Raw genomic sequence first — 16,194 nt, 5'->3', positions numbered from 1 at the left:
CGCCACCGACCGGCCGAAGCACCGGTGCCCCGCCCCGCGCCTCGGATCGCTCCGGGGGCGGGCCGGGAACCTCAGGTGACGTACCGTCAGCCGATTGAGCAGGCCGCGCCGTTGAGGACGAAGGCGGCGGGGATGCCGTTGGTGCCGGGGACGGAGGAGGCGTTGAAGCCGAAGCTCACGCTGCCGCCGGCCGGGATGGTGCGGGTCCAGTCCTCCTGGACGACGTGCACGGCCCTGCCGCTCTGGCTGGCCCTGGCGTTCCAGGCCGAGTTGACCTTCTGGTCGGCCGGGAAGGAGAAGTCCAGAGCCCAGCCGTTGACCGCGGCGGTGCCGGTGTTGCGGATGGTGACGTCACCGTTGAAGCCGGTGCCCCAGTCGCTGATCCGGTAGCCGACCGAGCAGGTGCCGGTGGGCGTGCCGGGGGTGGTGGGGGAGGGGGTGGGGGTGGGTGGCACGCCGTCGCCGAAGATGCTGGCCTCGTGGGAGGTTGCGCGGATGCCGTCGGCGCCGTTGACCAGCCGCTGGCCCCACGGGGTGAGCTGGGCGGGGTCGAAGCCGGTGGTCAGGTCGAGGTACTCCACGCCGCCACCGTTGCCGCTCCAGGACCAGCCGAGGTAGCCGATGCCGAGCCGCTGGGACTCGGCCATGATGGCGTTCTCGTCCGGGTCCCCGTCGGAGTGCATGTTGCCGAACTCGCCCACCATGATGGGAAGTTTGGCCTGGACGAAGTGGTCGAGATAGCTGGTGACCTCGGCGGCGGTGTCGAAGACGCCGTACATGTGGATCGAGAACACGGTGTTGTGCTGCGGGTCGGCGTCGAAGACTGCGGCCGCGTTGTCCCGCATGGTGAAGGCCCAGTCCTGGCCCCAGTTGGGCGCGTCGGCCAGCAGGGTGTGCTGGAAGCCCGCCGCACGCAGGCGCTGGACGGCGCTCTTGGTGTCGGCGGTCCAGGCGGCGTAGCCGACGTTGCCGAACGGCTCGTTGCCCAGGTTGAGGATGACGTACTTCTCCTGGCCCTGGAGGGCGCTCTTGACACCGATCCAGTAGTCGGCAGCCCGGTCGAGCGAGACGGCGCCGGACTGCTCGCCGTACCCGGTCGTGTCGTGCGCTTCGAGGATGCACACCAGGCGGTCGGTCTTGCACTGGCTGACGATGTCCGCGACCTCCGCGGCGCTGTTCCTGGTCCAGCGGTCACCCGTGGCGAGCACGACGCGGACGGTGTTGGCGCCGGTGGCCTTGATGTCCTTCAGCGCCTTGGGGGTGGTGGTGGGGTACCAGGCGTGGGCGTGGTTGATGCCCCGGGCCACGAAGTCCCGGTTGTTGGCGTCCAGCAGACGCCCGGCGCTGACGTGGAAGCCGGGGGTGTCGGCGGCCCCGGCCGGCTGCACGGCCAGCACGGAGGCGACAGCGGCGGCGACACCGAGGGCGGCACCGGCGAGTCTGAGTCTCATCCCTTGCTCCGAATTCGCTGACGCACGCCGGCCCGTCGAGTGAGCGGGCCGGCGTGGGGTGGGTGGGGGTGGCCTCCGGGGTCCGGCGAGGTGGTGCGGCTCGACCCGGGAGGCGGCTGGCACTCAGATTAGGGACGCCGAGGGGTCAGCACAACAGTGCGAACGGAATCGGTTAAGTCGATATTTCCAAGGGCTGATGGAAGCGCTTATGCCCAGGTTTAGCCAGAGCGTTCAGTCGGACAGTACGAGGTCGGCCCACGCTTCGGCGAGGACGCGGTGGCCCAATGGCGTCGGGTGGACGCCGTCGAGGACGACGAGTTCGGGTCGGCCGCTGGTCCGGGCGGCCTGGTTGAGGAGACCGTCGGCGGCGAGCAGCCGGGCGTCGAACTCGGCGGCGAGCCTGCGGACGGCATGGATGCGAGGGTCGAGGTCCTCGCGCCAGGACCACTGCTCGGGCGTGACCGCCACGAGGAACGGTTCCATGAGGACGAGCCGCACGCTCGGACGTTCACGGACCTGGACCAGCAGATCGCGGTAGTCCGCCTCCCACGCCTCGATGGCGGTGGGCCGCCCGCTGTCGTAGCGGCGCCAGGTGTCGTTCACGCCGATCATGACCGAAAGGAGGTCGGGGCGGTGGGCAAGCGTGTCCTGCTCCCAGCGGGCGTGCAGGTCGGTGATTCGGTCGCCGCCCACCCCGCGGTTGAGGACGGTGAGCGAGGGGTCCGAGGCGCGCAGCAGGTCGGCGGCGAGGTGTACGTAGCCCGTGCCGAGGTCGGTGTGCGACCTGCGGTCACGGCCGGCGTCGGTGATGCTGTCGCCTTGGAAGAGCACGGTGGCGCTCGGGGGCAGGGTCAGGGGCATGGCGGGCTTCCTCGTGGCGGGCTGACGGGCGGTCAGCGGTGGTCGGGGGCGGGAACTCGGGCACGGTAGACGGTAGCCGCGCCACGCAGCTCGGCGGGGATGCCGGTGGCGGGGACGAAGGCGCTCTCCCCGGAGTTCAGCGTGAGCGGCTGACCGGGTGCTGGGTGAGCCGAGCCGTACCGCCGACGCAGAGGAGGATCTGCGGGCCACGGCTGTCGAGGGTGACGCTACCGGCCAGGTCGAACCGTGAGAGTGCGAACTCCGCCGCCAGCGCCGGATAGTGGACCTCACCGTCGGCGCTCGGCAGGGCCGGGACGAGCGCCGGGATGGTGGGGTCGAGTCCACCACCGAGGCGAGGGCATCGACGTCGACGTGCTTGGTGCCAGGCCGCAGCGGAGGACGTTGTCGGAGTTGGCCATGATCTCGACCCCCGTCCCGCGCAGGTAGGCGTGCGGGAGCCGGGCCGCCAGGAAGAGCGCCTGGCCGGGCCGCCGCAGGCTGCGTGGTTGAGCAGGAGAGCCGCCACGATTCCCGGATCACCGGGATGGTCCTCGGCCGCCCCGGCGTACGCGGCGTAGGTCTGCGCGTACGGGCCCCGCGTCCGGCGGCTTCCTGGAGGGCCGGCGCGAGTTCGGCGACGGCCGTGCTGCCACGGGCGCGGTCGGTGCTGAGCGATTCGGCCAGGACGGTGCGGAGTGCGGTGCGCGGTTCAGCGGTGCGCAGCAGGGTGATCCACGGTGCGAGTGCGGGCGCCCTGAGCGGCGAGAGCAGATCGGCGGTCGCGGCAGGGGCGCGGAAGCCGCACAGGGCGTCGAAGTCGTCCAGGGCACAGATCAGTTCGGGCTCGTGATGGGGGTCCTTGTAGAGGCGTCCGGGCGCGTTGATCGGCACGCCGGCCGTCTCCTCGGCGGCGAACCCGGCCTCCGCCTGGGCGGTGGTGGGGTGGCCCTGGACCGAGAGGGCGTGCTCGGCCGCGAGGACCTTCAGCAGGAACGGCAGGCGGGCGCCGAAGCGTTCGCTGACGCTCCGTCCGAGTTCGCCCACGGGGTCGCGGTCGATGACGTCGGTCAGCGGTTCGGGTCCCTGTCCGCGATCCACGCGCGACGGTGCGGCCGGAAGGGCCCCCATCCACAGCTCGGCCTCGGGCCGCCCGGCCGGGCGCCGACCGGTGAGCCGGGCGAGGGCGGTGGTGGAGCCCCGGGCATAGGGGCGGATCTCGTTGACGAGCAGGCCGGCGGTCGGCCGAGGGGCGGTCATACGGCAGGACTATAGAGCGATTAGGGGCTCTGGCCACGGGTATTGTTGCTGGCTGCTCCGATATTACTAAACCTTGACTAAAGCTGGTATCGGGTTAACCTCACTTTACGTCAGCTGGAGACACGGCCTCGGAAGGCATGCAGACTCGACCCGATCCAGCCGTCTCACCGTGGGAGCTCTCACCATGCGTACCGACCGGGCCACCGGCCCTCCGCTGCTAGCCGCCCTGGACACCGGGGGTACGAAGATCGCGGGCGGCCTCGTGGACACGGCCGGTGCCCTGGTGTACCAGGTCCAACTGCCCACGCCCGGCCGGAAGAGCGCGGGGGAGGTCATGGGTGTCGTACGGCGGATCCTGGATCTGCTGGCCGGGCAGCGAGCGTGGAGCTCGGTCCGCACGGTAGGGATCGGCAGTGCCGGACCGGTCGACGTCGTGGCCGGTGCGGTGAGCCCGGTCAACATCCCGGCCTGGCGCGGGTTCCCGATCCGTCAGGAGGTGGCCGCTCATCCGGCGGTCGGCGGTCTGCCGGTGGTGCTGGGCGGCGACGCCGTAGCCATGACCGCAGCCGAGCAGTGGTGCGGAGCTGCCCGCCCGTACCGCAACGCGCTGTGCCTGGTGGTCTCCACCGGCATCGGCGCCGGACTGATCCTCGACGGGCGCCTGCACACCGGTCCCAGCGGCAACGCGGGCCACCTGGGCCACATCAGCGTCGACCTCGACGGCCGGCCCTGCCCCTGCGGATCGCGGGGCTGCCTCGAAGGTCCGGCGAGCGGTACGGCGATCGCCCGGACCGCCTGTGACGCGGGATGGCGCCCCGAAGGCGAGGGCACCTCCGCCGTGGCGGTCGCCGCCGCAGCCGCCGCCGGCGACCCGACCGCCCGGCACGCCTTCGACCAAGCCGCCCGGGCCCTGGCGGCGGGTATCGCCGCGACCGCGACCCTGGTCGAGATCGAAGCCGCCGTCATCGGCGGGGGTGTGGCCAAGGCGGGCGCCGTCCTCTTCGACCCGCTCCGGCGGCATCTGGCCACGTACGCGGCCCTACCGTTCACGGCCGGCCTCACGCTCACCCCGGCGTTCCTGGGCACGGACGCCGGGCTCATCGGCGCGGCTGCGCTCGCCCTGCCGGGAGTCGGCACGCGGTGACGCTCGTTGGTCAGCCGCTCAGCGCCCCGGTGGCGGCCTCGACTGCCGGGAGACGGCTCGCGTCCGACCCGTCGAGAGCGGTCGGATGAGCCGATGCTGTCGGCCCCGGCGCCTATCCTCGGGAGCATGACGATTCAGCGCATGGACAACGTCGGCATCGTCGTGGACGACCTCGACGCCGCCGTCGCATTCTTCACCGAGCTCGGCATGGAGCTGGAAGGCCGGATGCCGATCGAGGGAGCCTGGGCGGGAAGCGTCGTCGGGCTCGCCGGCATGCGGAGCGAGATCGCGATGATGCGGATCCCGGGTGCCCCTGGCCGGCTCGAACTGGCGAAGTACCACTCCCCGAAGGCGATCACCCCCACGCCGGAGGTCACCCCGGCGAACACGCTGGGTCTGCACCGCGTCATGTTCGCCGTCGACGACATCGAGGACACCCTCGCCCGCCTCCGGCCGCTCGGCGCCGAACTCGTCGGCGAAGTGACGCGCTTCGAGGACAGCTACCTGCTCTGCTACCTCCGTGGGCCGAGCGGAATCATCCTCGCGCTGGCCGAGCAGCTGAGCTGAGGGTGAGAAACGCCCCCCGCCCGGTCCGTGCCCTGCGATGATGCGATCGTGGAGACCTTCGAGAGGCGTCCGAGCCGACGCACGGTCCTGACCGCAGGCTTCGGGACGACACTGGCCGTGTCCCTGGGCGGCCCGGCCCGGGCGGCCGGCGGTACGCTACCGGACGCGGTGACCCGGGCGCTGGCTGACCTGGAGCGTGAACACGGCGCCCGGTTGGGGGTGTTCGCGCGGAACATGGTCACGGGTGGGTGTGTGGCCTACCGCGCCGACGAGCTCTTCCCGATCTGCTCGGTGCACAAGACGATCACCGCAGCTGCGGTCCTGAGGGACCTCGATCGGAACGGCGAATTCCTCGCCGAACGGATCCGGTACACCGAACAGGACGTCAGGAGCGCGGGCTACGCCCCGATCACCGGTACGGCCGAACATCTCGCCACCGGCATGACCGTCGCCGAGTTGTGCGCCGCCGCCCTCTGCTACAGCGACAACGCCGCCGACAACCTGCTGCTCCGTCAGCTCGGCGGCCCCACGTCGGTCACCCGCTTCTGCCGGTCCATCGGCGACGGGGTGACGCGGCTCGACCGGTGGGAGCCGGAGCTGAACTCTGCCGAACCGGGCCGGGTGACGGACACCACCAGCCCGGCCGCGATCGGGCGGAGTCACATGAAGCTCGTACTCGGCAACGCGCTCGCGCCGCACGACCGGCGGCAGTTGACCCGGTGGCTGCTCGCCAACACCACCAGCGGCGCCCGGTTCCGCGCCGGACTTCCGGAGGGCTGGGCCCTCGCCGACAAGACCGGCACCGGCAACTACGGCACCACCAATGACGTCGGCATCGCCTGGACCCCGGACCGGACCCCCGTCGTGCTGGCCGTCCTCTCCACCAAGCCGGCTGCCGACGCCCCGGCCGACGAACCCCTGGTCGCCAGAACCGCCGCCCTCCTGGCGGCGGCCCTCACCGGCCCGTCCGGGCCACCGCCGAAGCGCCCCGACGCCGGATGAGACGTCGGGACGGTGCGGCCGCTGATCGCCCTCGACGCGCGAAGCTGTGCAGGACGAGTCCCCAGCTCAAGAACTGAAGCCTCGTCACTGTTAGCGCCCGTTGCAGTACCAGAGCTCAGCCACAGAAGGGGATGGCGTACTTCACCGAGGCGTTCTCGTTGTACGTGTTGTCCAGGTTCGCGGCTTGGTGGTAGTTGAACATGTCGCTCGGGCCGCTGTAGTTGGAGTTGTAGTACACCCAGACCGTCAGGCACGAGTTGTCGACAGCCGAGGCCGCGTTGTTCTTGACGTGCTGCCCCTGGCCGTTGCCGGGGCTGTTGAAGGTGTACCCGGCGAGGTCGGGGATGCTCTGCGACACCACGAAGTGGGACCCCTGCTCGTTCGAGTTGTAGAACAGGCAGAAGTACGACTCCGGACAGTCGCTCGCGTCGGCGTGCGCGGCGGTGGCGAAGGCGGGGATGAGCAGGGCGGCGCCAAGGGCTGCCGCCGCGAGCTTGAGGGTGCGCTTCATTTCTTTCGGTCCTCCCATGGTGGAAAAGTTGTTCACTGATCGCGCAACACGACTTCGGCCTTGGCGAGTTGTTCGGTCTTCGCCTTGAGCGCCGCCGTGAAGTCGGCCTGCTGCCGAGCGATCAGTTCGTTCTGCAAGGTGGTCTCGGCCGCGAACCAGGTGTGGACCAGATTCACCTGCTGTTTGCAGACCACGTCCGCCGTCGCTACGTCGCGCTCCGGCTGCGTGGGCGAATCCCCCTGGAAGCGGCGGTCGCTGATCGCATCCAGCGGATTGGGGTAGGAGTAGCCCTTACCCTTCATGCAGCTGGACCAGGCGTCGAAAGCCCGCTTGACCTGCGGTGCCGACAGACTGGCCTTGAAGGTCTGGAAGTCGGCCTGTTGGGCAACCTCGCTCGAGCCGAGCTTCTCGGTGCCCGCCAGCTCCTTCTTCGCCTCGTCGTAGCAGCCGCCGGGCGGCACCGGTACTCCGTTGACCCGGAGTTCGGTGTCACCCGGACCGGTCTGCCCGGTGAGCGCTTTCTGCTGCTCGGCGGAGAACGTCGGCTTCACGACTGGGTGGGTCCGCGGGTCACGGTCACCGAGGTGGTAGCCGTTCGCCGTCACCTCGGCCAGGTCGGTCACGCCGTACCGACGCTCCATGAAGGTGCGGGGCCCGGTCGACTGGCCGGCCGGTGGGGTCGCCTGGTCGAGGCCGAACCTCTGCAGGCACTTCCTGCGCAGCACGGCCCCGGCCCGAGCCAGCTTCACCGAGTCCGCGTCGGAGAACAGATAGGTCTCCACGGGCAGGTGCAGCTCCGCAGCCGTCGGGAGTGCAGGTGTCGCCTGCGGCGTCTGCACCGCCTCACCGACCGACTGCCCGGCCGACGAACACCCGTTCAGCGCCAGGCACATGAGCCCGGTCAGGCCCACCAGCCTTGCGCCAGACGGCCGGTTGAAACTCTTCCGCATCTCGTCCTGCGTCCTCTTCCGCTCCGACGACGGCGGGCCGGCGGGGGAACCCTCGGCCTGGATGCAGCGTGCTGGAGGGAGGTATCGCGTCGGTCTCATCGGGTCCCGGATCGGGCGGATCGCCGGTGCGGGGTCGCGATACTGCCGCGATACCTGCGCGCGATCGTGGTCGATTAGCGTCGCGGCGCAGGTCGCGCCACCGCCCGAGCCCGGGCGCCGCACGGACGCGACCCCGTGCGAGGGAGTTCCCATGCGCCAACTCGTCCACCGCGCCACCACCGCCGTCGCGGTCGCGACCGCCGCCCTGGCCGGAGTGGTCCTCGTGCCCGGTTCGGCAGAGGCCGCCGTCTACAACGGCGCCTGCGGGAGCGGCTACACCGTCATCGACGCCCTGGAGGTCGGCGACTACGGGACCGTCTACCTCACCTACAGCCGGTCCACCGGCAAGAACTGCGTCGTGAACGTGCGCGACAACCCGGGCACCCCGCTGTACATGAACGCACTGGTCCGGGTGGCAGGCTCGCCGGACTGGATCGGCGACTACGGCCAGTTCACCACCTACGCGGGCCCGGTGTACGTCTCCGCGGCCGGCACCTGCATCGACTGGGGCGGCGAGATCGAGACCGTTTACGTGTACCGCCAGAACGTGCACTGCGGCTGACCGCCGCAGCGCACCGACACCGCGAGGTGCCGGCCCCGCCGCCTACCGACACCGCGACGTCCTGCCATCAGGACGTTCCGGCGCCGGGACGTCCTGCCATCCGAAAATGATCAAGAATGTGAGAGCAGCAATGCTTTTTACCCGTAAGGCACTTGTCACTGCGTCAATAGCGGTGTCAGCCGTTGTCGGCACCCTGGCCACGGCTTCTCCGGCGAGCGCAGGAATCTCGACCGGCTCGTACGGCGTCGGCGACTGTGACGCCCAGTGCGTGGTCCTCTACTACAACACCGGCTACGGCGGCTCGCACACGACCATCGAATCCTCCACTCCCGATGGCGGCGAGGGCGTCTACGACCTGTCGGGGTACACCTTCCAGAGCGGCGGTGCCGGGCAGGGGGAGAGCCTGAAGAACAACGCAGCCTCGGCGAAGGCCCGGGTCTGGGGCATCAACGCCAGCGTGACGGTCTACTTCAACAGCGGCTACGCCGGCCCCTGCGACAAGTTCCACAAGACCGAGTACCCGGTCGCCTGGCAGCTCTCGAACACGTACAACGAGAACGCGTCCGTTTACTTCCGGAACGTTGCAATCGACCAGGGCTGCGTCAACTTCGGTTGATCGGAGTCATGCATTCGTGGCGGCCGCGTACCCACGCGGCCGCCGTATTCCTCGTGGGAGATGTGGATGACTGTGGGGAGACAGGGCTTGCCGTCCGGGGCATCCCGCGCTCTGGTGTTTGTCGCGGCCGCGCTCATGGCGACAGCCGCCTGTTCGCCGACCAAGGACCGGACCGGCGGTGACCCCGGCGGTCGGGGCATGGACGTTCGTCCCTCGGCGGTGCCCTCGGGCCGTGTTCCGATGCCTGTCGAGAGGTTCGCTCTCACGGCCGAGGAGTCCGGCGCGGTCGACCGGGCCAAGGTCCTCCTGGCCAACGAGTGCCTGGCAGGCTTCGGCCCCGGCTCCCGGATACCGGAGCCCCCGCCGCTGGTCGCGGAATCCTCCAGGCGCTACGGGATATCGGACCGCGAGGTCGCCCGCGCCCTCGGGTACCACCTCCCGCCACCGGCCGGCGGGGCAGGCGCCACCAAGCAGCCCACCGAGGCGCAGGACACGATCCTGTTCGGAGAGACTCGTGCAGGAGAGCGGCAGTCGACAGCCCCCGACGGCCACCCGATTCCACCCGGCGGCTGCTACGGGGATGCCGAGGCCCGGCTGGACGGCGGCCCGCGCCCCGAATCCGACATCGCCGCCGCGGCGACCATAGACAAGGAGAGCTTCAAGCAGTCCCTGGCGACACCGACGGTCGAAGCCGCCTTCCACGCGTGGTCGACCTGCATGGAAGGCCGCGGCTACCACTACCAGAACCCCATGGCGTCCGTCGGGGACCGGGCGTTCGACACCGCGGAGCCGACGGAGCGCGAGAAGGCCGTGGCGCTGGCGGACATGGACTGCAAGACCGAGACAGGTCTGCTGAAGTCCTGGAGTGCGGTTGAGGCGGAGCTCCAGACACGCATGATCGAGGAGAACTCCACGGCGCTGAACCGGCTGAGCTCCTTCCAGAAGCGGAAGATCGGCCTTGCCCGCGAGGTGATCGCACGCCTCGGCGGCTGAGCTGCCCGGCCCGGCGAAGCCCGGGCGCGGCCGCCTCGGGATGAGGATCTCCGCCCACGCCCCCGCCGTCACGCAGGTGTCGGCGCGGCCCGCGTAATCCGGGATCTGCATGTCCTGCACGAAGTAGGCGCCGAACCCGTAGCCGCTGGAGTTGTAGTACAGGCACACCTGGCCGGTGGTGCAGTCGTACGCCGGAGCGGGGGCAGCCGATGCGGGTGCGGCGGTGACCATCCCGGCGGCCAGGACACTACTGGGCCACTGCGGCTGCCGCTATGAGCTGCTTGACGCGCATGACGTTCCTTCCTTTACGGGGGCGGGGGCCGTGCCCCTCGGGTGACACGGCTCCGCTTCGGGACGGTGGGGGCAGATCCGTACGGGCGGTGGTGCACCCGCAGTGACTGTTCGTCAGGACGTCTCCACCGCCTCGGGGTCAGTGGTGCTCGCGCCGGAAATGTTCCGTGATCACCGTTTCGCCGCCGTCGCGCCTCCATAACGCGCGCCCTATCGTCACCGGCCGATGCCGCACCCGAGGTTCGGTCACAGGCCCCGGACTGGTGTGACAGCGGGGTTATCCGGCTGATACGCGCCCTTCCTAGGTTGCTCCCGACGTGGACCGGTCGCGCGGGTTGCCGACTTTTTTCCAGGACACCGACGACCACCCCATCCGGGCCGGCGGCACCCAGAACCGAACCTGGGCAACCGGAACCACTGCAACACCTGATCGACCCGCAGCACCGCGACACCCAGAACCTCCGCCGCCCCGCGCCGTTGGGCGGCGGCCTTTCGGAAGGACTCTTGTGACACCCAGCAAGCCCGGTCGCTCCACGGCCCGCAGGCGCATCCTGCGCACCGCCCTCGTAGGCACGGCGATCGCCTGCGCGATCGGTCTGACCGCCACCAACGCGTCGGCCGCCGCCTTCGTCGCGAACTTCACGCTCTCCCAGTCCGACTGGACCGCCGGTGACAGCGCGTCGGCGGACAACGGCATGTCGCAGCTGGTCCTCCAGTCCGACGGCAACCTGGTGCTCTACAAGTTCACCGGAGCCGACAGCTACCCGGTCTGGGCTTCGGGGACCTACGGGGACGGCGTCGTGCGGGTCGACTGGTCGCGGTCCGGATACGTCAAGCTCCTCAACTCCTCCGGTGGCATCGTCTGCACCCTGGGCGCGCTCAACCCGGCGCCCGGCGGCCACGCCGAGCTGCGGAACGACGGCAACCTCGTCTTCCTCAACAGCAGTGGCAACGCCACCTGGGACACCGGCACCTCCAGCGGGATCGGCAACCGCAACTACTGCTACACCTGATCGACCCTCGCCGCCGGACACCTCCGCGACACGCACAGGGCGCTGCCCCGGGATGCTTCCGCTCCCGGGGCAGCGCCCTGTGCGTCTTCGGGTAAGGGCACCTGCCCCCTTGTGCAACAATCTGATGATCAGTCATCTGGTGCGCGTTCCATATTGCCGCAGGTCAGCAGTGGGCCGGGGGTTCGTGGCAGCGAGACCGGCTACGGCTGACGGCACAGAGCTGAGGGGGGATCCGGGGATGTCGGTACCAATCGTGGGCGGCGAAGGGGAGTCCGTTGCCCCGTAGGCCACGACCGATCGACCCCGACGACGGACCACTGCAGGCGTTCGCCTACGAGCTGCGGTGCCTGCGGCAGGCGGCCGGGAATCCGACCTACCGGGCACTCGCAGCCATCGCAGGCTTCAGCGCCACGACGCTGAGCGACGCCGCCGGCGGCGTGCGCAGGCCCACACTGGACGTGACGCTGGCTTATGTCGGCGCCTGCGGTGGCGATGTCAAGCTCTGGGAGAAGCGCTGGTACGCACTCGACCGCCGACTCGCCGGCAGCACCGGAGCCGAGGTGCAGGTCCGGGCGCTGAGCGTGCCGTCCGCACTGACCGTCTCGGAGGTGATCGAGCCGACGCAGGCGGACGCGGACAGCCGAGCCCTGGTGGTGGAGGCGTTCCAGGGACGGAGCTTCGAGCCCGGGCCGGTCGACGGCGAGGAGCCTGGAGCACCGCACCAGCGCCTGTGGCGGTCGCGGGCGTGGCTGCCCGTCATGGCCGTCGCCCTGGCGCTGGCGCTGACCGGCCTGCTCGTGGGTCTCAAGCGCGAGTCCGGCGATACCCCCACCGCCCAACCGGGCTGTCCGGTCGGCCCGGCCGGTGGGACCACCTTCCAGGGCATGACCTACAGCGGGAGCACCCGGGTCCGCAGCAGCGCGACCCGCAGCGCACCGGTGGTCGACCAGATCCCGTCCGGGTGCAGGCTCCAGTTCGTCGGCTTCTGCATCGGTGACGTCGAGGTGGACGTGACGGCCGGGACGCCCGATGTGCGCTGGTTCAAACTGGGCAACGGCGGGATGGTCTCGTCGGCGGTGGTACACGGCAATCCGCCGTGGGGTTTGAAGCCGGACCGCTGCCCGGGTGAGTTCCCGGCCCCATCGTCGATCTCCCTGGCGGTCACACCACGGCCCTCCGATCCCGAGGCCGTGGAACTGCGCGCCAGCGGAACCTACCTCGGCGTCGTGGGGTTCGCCGGGTACTTCTCCGACAGCGGCCAGGCCGTGCCCGTGGCGCGCTGGCACCAACTCGGCCTGATCGGTGTCGGCGTCGACGGATTCGTGCTCCCCTGGCGGATCGCGAAGCCAACGGCCGATCAGGGCCCAATCCAACTGGTCGCCGTCGCCTGCCTGGGCGGGGACGGCCCCACCGATGTGCTGGACGCGCTGACCCTCGCCCCTGCGACTCCCACCCAGCCGCGGCCGCTGTCGCTGGGCGACGCCGACCGGAGCACAGCCGCACGGACCGCCTGCCGCTACCCCGTCTAGAAGACTGATGAAGATCTTGGTGTGATCCGGGCTGCCTCCGTCAGGCGGTGGCCTGGATTTGCCAGGTCGTGCCGTTGTGGGTGAGCCCGAGGTTGATGAGGGTTCGCAGGTTGAGTGCGGCGGCACGGGTGTGGAGCCAGGACTGGTTCTTGATCGTGCCGGTGTGTCGGAGTCGTCGGTTGCCGTGGGCGACGAGCCAGGCGACGGCGCGTTCGACGGGTGGCCGCCAGCGGCGGTAGGCGGCCTGCCAGTCGGGGTCGGTGGCAGCGCGGTGGCGGGCGGCTGCGAGCAGGTCGTGGTGCGGGCGGATGGTGACGATCCGCCCGGCCTTGGCGGTGCTGCACCGTTCACGCAGTGGGCAGCCGATGCACTGATCGGTGAACTGTGCCTTCCGCTGCGACTTCTGCCCGGACGGCTCGGCCAGGGGGACGGTGTGGGCGGCCGGGCAGGTCACCGTGCCGCCGGTGGTGTCGATGGCGAAGTCGTCGAGGCTGAACCCGCCCGGGACGGCGGTCCTCAGCGGGGCGGGCTTGAGGAACAGCCGGTGCCCGGCCTGCTGCAACGCCTGGCGGGTGGGGCCGGTGGAGTAGGCGGTGTCACCGAAAGCGTCCACGGGCTCGTTCTCGTCGGCGAGCAGATCGACGGCGACGGTGGCCTCGTGGTGCTCACTGCCGCTCCCGGGGGTGAGGGCGACCGCGGTGAACAGGCCGGTTTCGGGCTCGACGGCGAGGTGGGCCTTGTATCCGTCCTGGTAGTGGCTGCGGGTCTTGTGGACGTGCCGGGTGTCGGGGTCGACGGTGGAGACGATCCGGTCCGGGGCGGTCCCTTGGGAGATGCGCCAGCGGCCGTCGCGGCCGTCGGAGTCGTCGGCGGGTTCGACGTCCTGTCCGGCGACCAGGGCCAGCAGACCGACCGCGTTCGCGGCCTTCTCGCCGAGCTGCTGGTCGGGCATGTGGCCCAGCAACCTGAGTGCGTCGCCGACCAGCGCATCGACCAGGTCCGCCCGGGCCTGCTGATCGTTCCAGGCGACGCGGGGCTTGCCCGGATCGCGGTAGTCGTGCGCGGTGCAGTGAACCGCGGCGACCGCATCGGCGCCGGGGACCTCGCGGATCACCGCGCGGACGGCGGAGATGATCTGGGTGACGGTGTCCTGGGTGGCGACCGCGTCGTCCAGCACGGTGGAATCCAGCGCCCTTCGGTGGCGGCCCTTCAGCACACCGGTCGCCTTCACGACCTCCCGCACCGCCTCGAAGACCCGGTCCGGCCGAGCCGAGCGGGCCAGCCGCCGGCGGAAGTAGGCCAGCAGCGACGAGTCGAACGCGGTGTCGTGCAGGCCCAGCCCGCAGGCGGCCTTCCACCGCAGGTCGCACCGCAGTTCCTGCACGGTCTCGAAGTCCGACAGGCCGTGCAGGGCCTGCAGCGTGATCGCCGCGGCCAGGATCTGCGGCGGCATGCTCGGGCGGCCGTTCGCCGACGGGTACATGTCCGCGAACATCCCGGCCGGGAACAGCCGGGCCCGGTGCTCGGCCAGGAACGCGAACACACTCCCTACGGGGATCAACTCCCGGCAGGTCTCCCACACGTCCGGCCCGACCGTCTCCCCGGCCCATTCCCCCATCGCCACAAAACGAGTCTGGCCCCACCACTCACACGACGGGGCCAGAACCCAACATCTTCATCAGTCTTCTAGTCCGGGTAGCGGGGAGGGACACCCGGCCCCTGCGCCGGCTGACGGTGCGGGGGCCGGGTGCGATACGGCGGTGATACGCGGCTGCGCCAGCATGGTCGCCGTTCGAGCGATGGTCCGCCTCAGACAGGGTTTCGTATGCACGTCCTCCGCCGAGTCCTCGCAGTGTTCGCCAGTGTGGCGATGCTCGCCGGCGTCGGCCTGTTCGCGTTCTCCACCCCCGCGCAGGCCGCCACGTCCTGCTCCGGCACCGTCACGTACGACGAGAGCGTCGCCCACGGCTACGTCCGGCCCGGCCACGAGTGCTCCGTGTCGAGCGGAACCCAGGGCTGCTGAGCCCTGCGTCCCGCCCTCGACGGGATGCGGGAATGCCCCCGAGGTCCCCTTCCCGGCTCCGGCGGGGTCGCCCCGTCGGCGGACCGACCAGAGCCCGACAGATCCGTATTTCCGACCGTGCCGAACCACTGGATGTTCGGCGCAAGAGAGGTTCTCCCGTGCCCAAGAAGCTCGTCTCCGTTCTCGGCGCCCTCGCGATGGCCGGAGCCGCCACCGTGATGACCGCGCCCGAGGCTTCGGCTCTCGCCGCCTCGCCGACGGAGGTCTGCGGCTCCGGCTACAAGGTCGTCGATTCCGAACAGCTGATCAACCGCGACGTGTGGGTCTACCTGACCTACAACAGCTCCAACGGCTACAACTGCGTGGTCACCATCCGCGGGACCGGCGGCTCCCCGGTGCACATGTCGGCCTCCCTCACCGTCGAGGGCAGCGCCCAGAAGACCGACACCGGCTATTACGGGTCCTACGCCGGCCCGGTCTACGGCTACGCGGCGGGCAAGTGCGTCAAGTGGGGCGGCTGGTTCAGCGACTTCGACCAGAGCTCGTACGAGAGCCCCTGGAGCCACTGCGGCTGAGCCGCCGACGGCGGCCCCGCCTCCGGACCCCGATCGCGCCCCACAGCGGTCCGGCCCGGCGGCGGGGCTTTCGGCGTTCCGCTCCGCCCGATCCGGCCCGCCGGGTGCGACAGAGAAGTTGCACCGCACCCGAAGAATGCCCTGCACGGCGCGGCCGGTTGCCGGACGGCACCGCCGGTCGCGCCGAGCCATGTCCTGTCCTTCCCTCACGAGGAGAATGGTGAATTACCATCACCTGCCGGGCCTGGTCCGGCGGATAGCCGGCGCCACGGTCGCAACCGTGGTGTTCGTTCTGCACGATCGTCGGCTACACCACTCCCACGACCATCGGCAGCACCAACCCGAACACCCCGACCGCGATCTGCGGCACCGGCTTTAAGGTGATCGACTCGCACGCCCTAGGCGGCGCGGTCGTCTACCTGCTGTACAACGGCTCTACCGCTCAGAACTGCGTCACCGCCGTGGCCACCAACCCGGACGGCAAGGTGGCAATGGACGCGACACTGGCCGCGCAGGGTGGCTCCTCGGCCGACAACCCAGGCAACTTCACGTACTACGCCGGCCCGGTGACCCTCAGCGCGGCGAACGTCTGCGTGCAGTGGGGCGGCTCCTACGCGGGCACCTCGTGGACCAGCGGTTGGAGCCACTGCGGCTGACCCCTGCTCCTCCCCGCGCACGGTGGGTGCCCCGCTGCCCGTTGTCCGGTTGTCCGACAGTCCGTTCGGACGTTGTCAGGACGTTGTACGGACT

The 16,194-nt window shown here is 70.4% G+C and carries 15 protein-coding genes and 2 pseudogenes; 11 read left to right on the top strand and 6 right to left on the bottom strand.

Annotated elements, in window-relative coordinates:
- Positions 1-86: 86 nt before the first annotated feature.
- The 3 genes and pseudogenes from ACKUU6_RS02580 to manA all read right to left on the bottom strand — a co-directional run bounded on the left by ACKUU6_RS02580 (position 87) and on the right by manA (position 3,569).
- A complete protein-coding gene (locus tag ACKUU6_RS02580) occupies positions 87-1,451 on the bottom strand; it encodes a cellulase family glycosylhydrolase (protein WP_407986752.1) in 1,365 nt (454 codons plus the stop codon).
- A 231-nt stretch (positions 1,452-1,682) separates the two neighbouring features.
- Positions 1,683-2,264: pseudogene (locus ACKUU6_RS02575) on the bottom strand (SGNH/GDSL hydrolase family protein); the annotation flags it as partial.
- 80 nt (positions 2,265-2,344) lie between these two features.
- Positions 2,345-3,569: pseudogene (manA, locus tag ACKUU6_RS02570) on the bottom strand (mannose-6-phosphate isomerase, class I).
- 184 nt (positions 3,570-3,753) lie between these two features.
- Here manA and ACKUU6_RS02565 point away from each other — a divergent pair.
- The 3 genes from ACKUU6_RS02565 to bla all read left to right on the top strand — a co-directional run bounded on the left by ACKUU6_RS02565 (position 3,754) and on the right by bla (position 6,282).
- The gene (locus ACKUU6_RS02565; RefSeq protein WP_407986751.1) at positions 3,754-4,713 is read left to right on the top strand and encodes an ROK family protein; all 960 of its coding nucleotides are present in this window, start codon (positions 3,754-3,756) and stop codon (positions 4,711-4,713) included.
- A gap of 126 nt (positions 4,714-4,839) precedes the next feature.
- Positions 4,840-5,280, top strand: coding sequence for a VOC family protein (locus ACKUU6_RS02560; protein ID WP_407986750.1), 441 nt, complete (start codon positions 4,840-4,842; stop codon positions 5,278-5,280).
- A gap of 48 nt (positions 5,281-5,328) precedes the next feature.
- Positions 5,329-6,282 carry a class A beta-lactamase gene (gene bla / locus ACKUU6_RS02555; protein WP_407986749.1) on the top strand — a complete coding sequence of 318 codons (954 nt, stop codon included), beginning with the start codon at positions 5,329-5,331 and terminating at the stop codon, positions 6,280-6,282.
- Positions 6,283-6,397: 115 nt separating this feature from the next.
- On the opposite strand, the gene ACKUU6_RS02550 is transcribed toward bla, so the two are convergent.
- Positions 6,398-6,793 (bottom strand): peptidase inhibitor family I36 protein, encoded by a 396-nt coding sequence (locus ACKUU6_RS02550; RefSeq protein ID WP_407986748.1) that lies wholly within the window; start codon positions 6,791-6,793, stop codon positions 6,398-6,400.
- 32 nt (positions 6,794-6,825) lie between these two features.
- Positions 6,826-7,965, bottom strand: coding sequence for a hypothetical protein (locus tag ACKUU6_RS02545; RefSeq protein ID WP_408649622.1), 1,140 nt, complete (start codon positions 7,963-7,965; stop codon positions 6,826-6,828).
- A 28-nt stretch (positions 7,966-7,993) separates the two neighbouring features.
- Here ACKUU6_RS02545 and ACKUU6_RS02540 point away from each other — a divergent pair, with 28 nt between their 5' ends.
- The 5 genes from ACKUU6_RS02540 (at position 7,994) to ACKUU6_RS02520 (ending at position 12,846) form a co-directional block, all read left to right on the top strand.
- The gene (locus ACKUU6_RS02540) at positions 7,994-8,404 is read left to right on the top strand and encodes a spore-associated protein A (protein ID WP_407986746.1); all 411 of its coding nucleotides are present in this window, start codon (positions 7,994-7,996) and stop codon (positions 8,402-8,404) included.
- A 172-nt stretch (positions 8,405-8,576) separates the two neighbouring features.
- On the top strand, positions 8,577-9,020 hold the full coding sequence (locus ACKUU6_RS02535) for a peptidase M23 (protein ID WP_407986745.1): 444 nt from the start codon (positions 8,577-8,579) through the stop codon (positions 9,018-9,020).
- Positions 9,021-9,260: 240 nt separating this feature from the next.
- A complete protein-coding gene (locus ACKUU6_RS02530; RefSeq protein WP_407986744.1) occupies positions 9,261-10,013 on the top strand; it encodes a hypothetical protein in 753 nt (250 codons plus the stop codon).
- 797 nt (positions 10,014-10,810) lie between these two features.
- On the top strand, positions 10,811-11,317 hold the full coding sequence (locus ACKUU6_RS02525; protein ID WP_407986743.1) for a hypothetical protein: 507 nt from the start codon (positions 10,811-10,813) through the stop codon (positions 11,315-11,317).
- A 275-nt stretch (positions 11,318-11,592) separates the two neighbouring features.
- Positions 11,593-12,846 carry a hypothetical protein gene (locus tag ACKUU6_RS02520; RefSeq protein ID WP_407986742.1) on the top strand — a complete coding sequence of 418 codons (1,254 nt, stop codon included), beginning with the start codon at positions 11,593-11,595 and terminating at the stop codon, positions 12,844-12,846.
- A gap of 40 nt (positions 12,847-12,886) precedes the next feature.
- On the opposite strand, the gene ACKUU6_RS02515 is transcribed toward ACKUU6_RS02520, so the two are convergent.
- Positions 12,887-14,464 (bottom strand): IS1182 family transposase, encoded by a 1,578-nt coding sequence (locus ACKUU6_RS02515; protein WP_407992022.1) that lies wholly within the window; start codon positions 14,462-14,464, stop codon positions 12,887-12,889.
- A gap of 234 nt (positions 14,465-14,698) precedes the next feature.
- Between ACKUU6_RS02515 and ACKUU6_RS02510 the strand changes: the two genes are divergently transcribed.
- The 3 genes from ACKUU6_RS02510 to ACKUU6_RS02500 all read left to right on the top strand — a co-directional run bounded on the left by ACKUU6_RS02510 (position 14,699) and on the right by ACKUU6_RS02500 (position 16,100).
- Positions 14,699-14,869, top strand: coding sequence for a hypothetical protein (locus ACKUU6_RS02510; RefSeq protein WP_407986741.1), 171 nt, complete (start codon positions 14,699-14,701; stop codon positions 14,867-14,869).
- A 158-nt stretch (positions 14,870-15,027) separates the two neighbouring features.
- A complete protein-coding gene (locus tag ACKUU6_RS02505) occupies positions 15,028-15,444 on the top strand; it encodes a hypothetical protein (RefSeq protein ID WP_407986740.1) in 417 nt (138 codons plus the stop codon).
- A gap of 380 nt (positions 15,445-15,824) precedes the next feature.
- Positions 15,825-16,100, top strand: a complete 276-nt coding sequence (locus ACKUU6_RS02500) for a hypothetical protein (RefSeq protein WP_407986739.1) — start codon at positions 15,825-15,827, stop codon at positions 16,098-16,100.
- Positions 16,101-16,194 lie beyond the last annotated feature (94 nt).

The sequence above is a fragment of the Kitasatospora sp. CMC57 genome (assembly GCF_045866025.2).
Taxonomy (GTDB): domain Bacteria; phylum Actinomycetota; class Actinomycetes; order Streptomycetales; family Streptomycetaceae; genus Kitasatospora.
Note: the sequence above shows the minus strand (reverse complement) of the source record. Positions and strands in the feature narration are given on the sequence as shown.

Excerpts from the sequence above, each read along its gene's own strand:
- ACKUU6_RS02530 (WP_407986744.1), top strand. The coding sequence starts at position 9,261 with ATGCCTGTCGAGAGGTTCGCTCTCACGGCCGAGGAGTCCGGCGCGGTC.
- ACKUU6_RS02550 (WP_407986748.1), bottom strand. The coding sequence starts at position 6,793 with ATGAAGCGCACCCTCAAGCTCGCGGCGGCAGCCCTTGGCGCCGCCCTG.
- ACKUU6_RS02580 (WP_407986752.1), bottom strand. The coding sequence starts at position 1,451 with ATGAGACTCAGACTCGCCGGTGCCGCCCTCGGTGTCGCCGCCGCTGTC.
- ACKUU6_RS02565 (WP_407986751.1), top strand. The coding sequence starts at position 3,754 with ATGCGTACCGACCGGGCCACCGGCCCTCCGCTGCTAGCCGCCCTGGAC.
- ACKUU6_RS02515 (WP_407992022.1), bottom strand. The coding sequence starts at position 14,464 with ATGGGGGAATGGGCCGGGGAGACGGTCGGGCCGGACGTGTGGGAGACC.
- ACKUU6_RS02560 (WP_407986750.1), top strand. The coding sequence starts at position 4,840 with ATGACGATTCAGCGCATGGACAACGTCGGCATCGTCGTGGACGACCTC.
- ACKUU6_RS02540 (WP_407986746.1), top strand. The coding sequence starts at position 7,994 with ATGCGCCAACTCGTCCACCGCGCCACCACCGCCGTCGCGGTCGCGACC.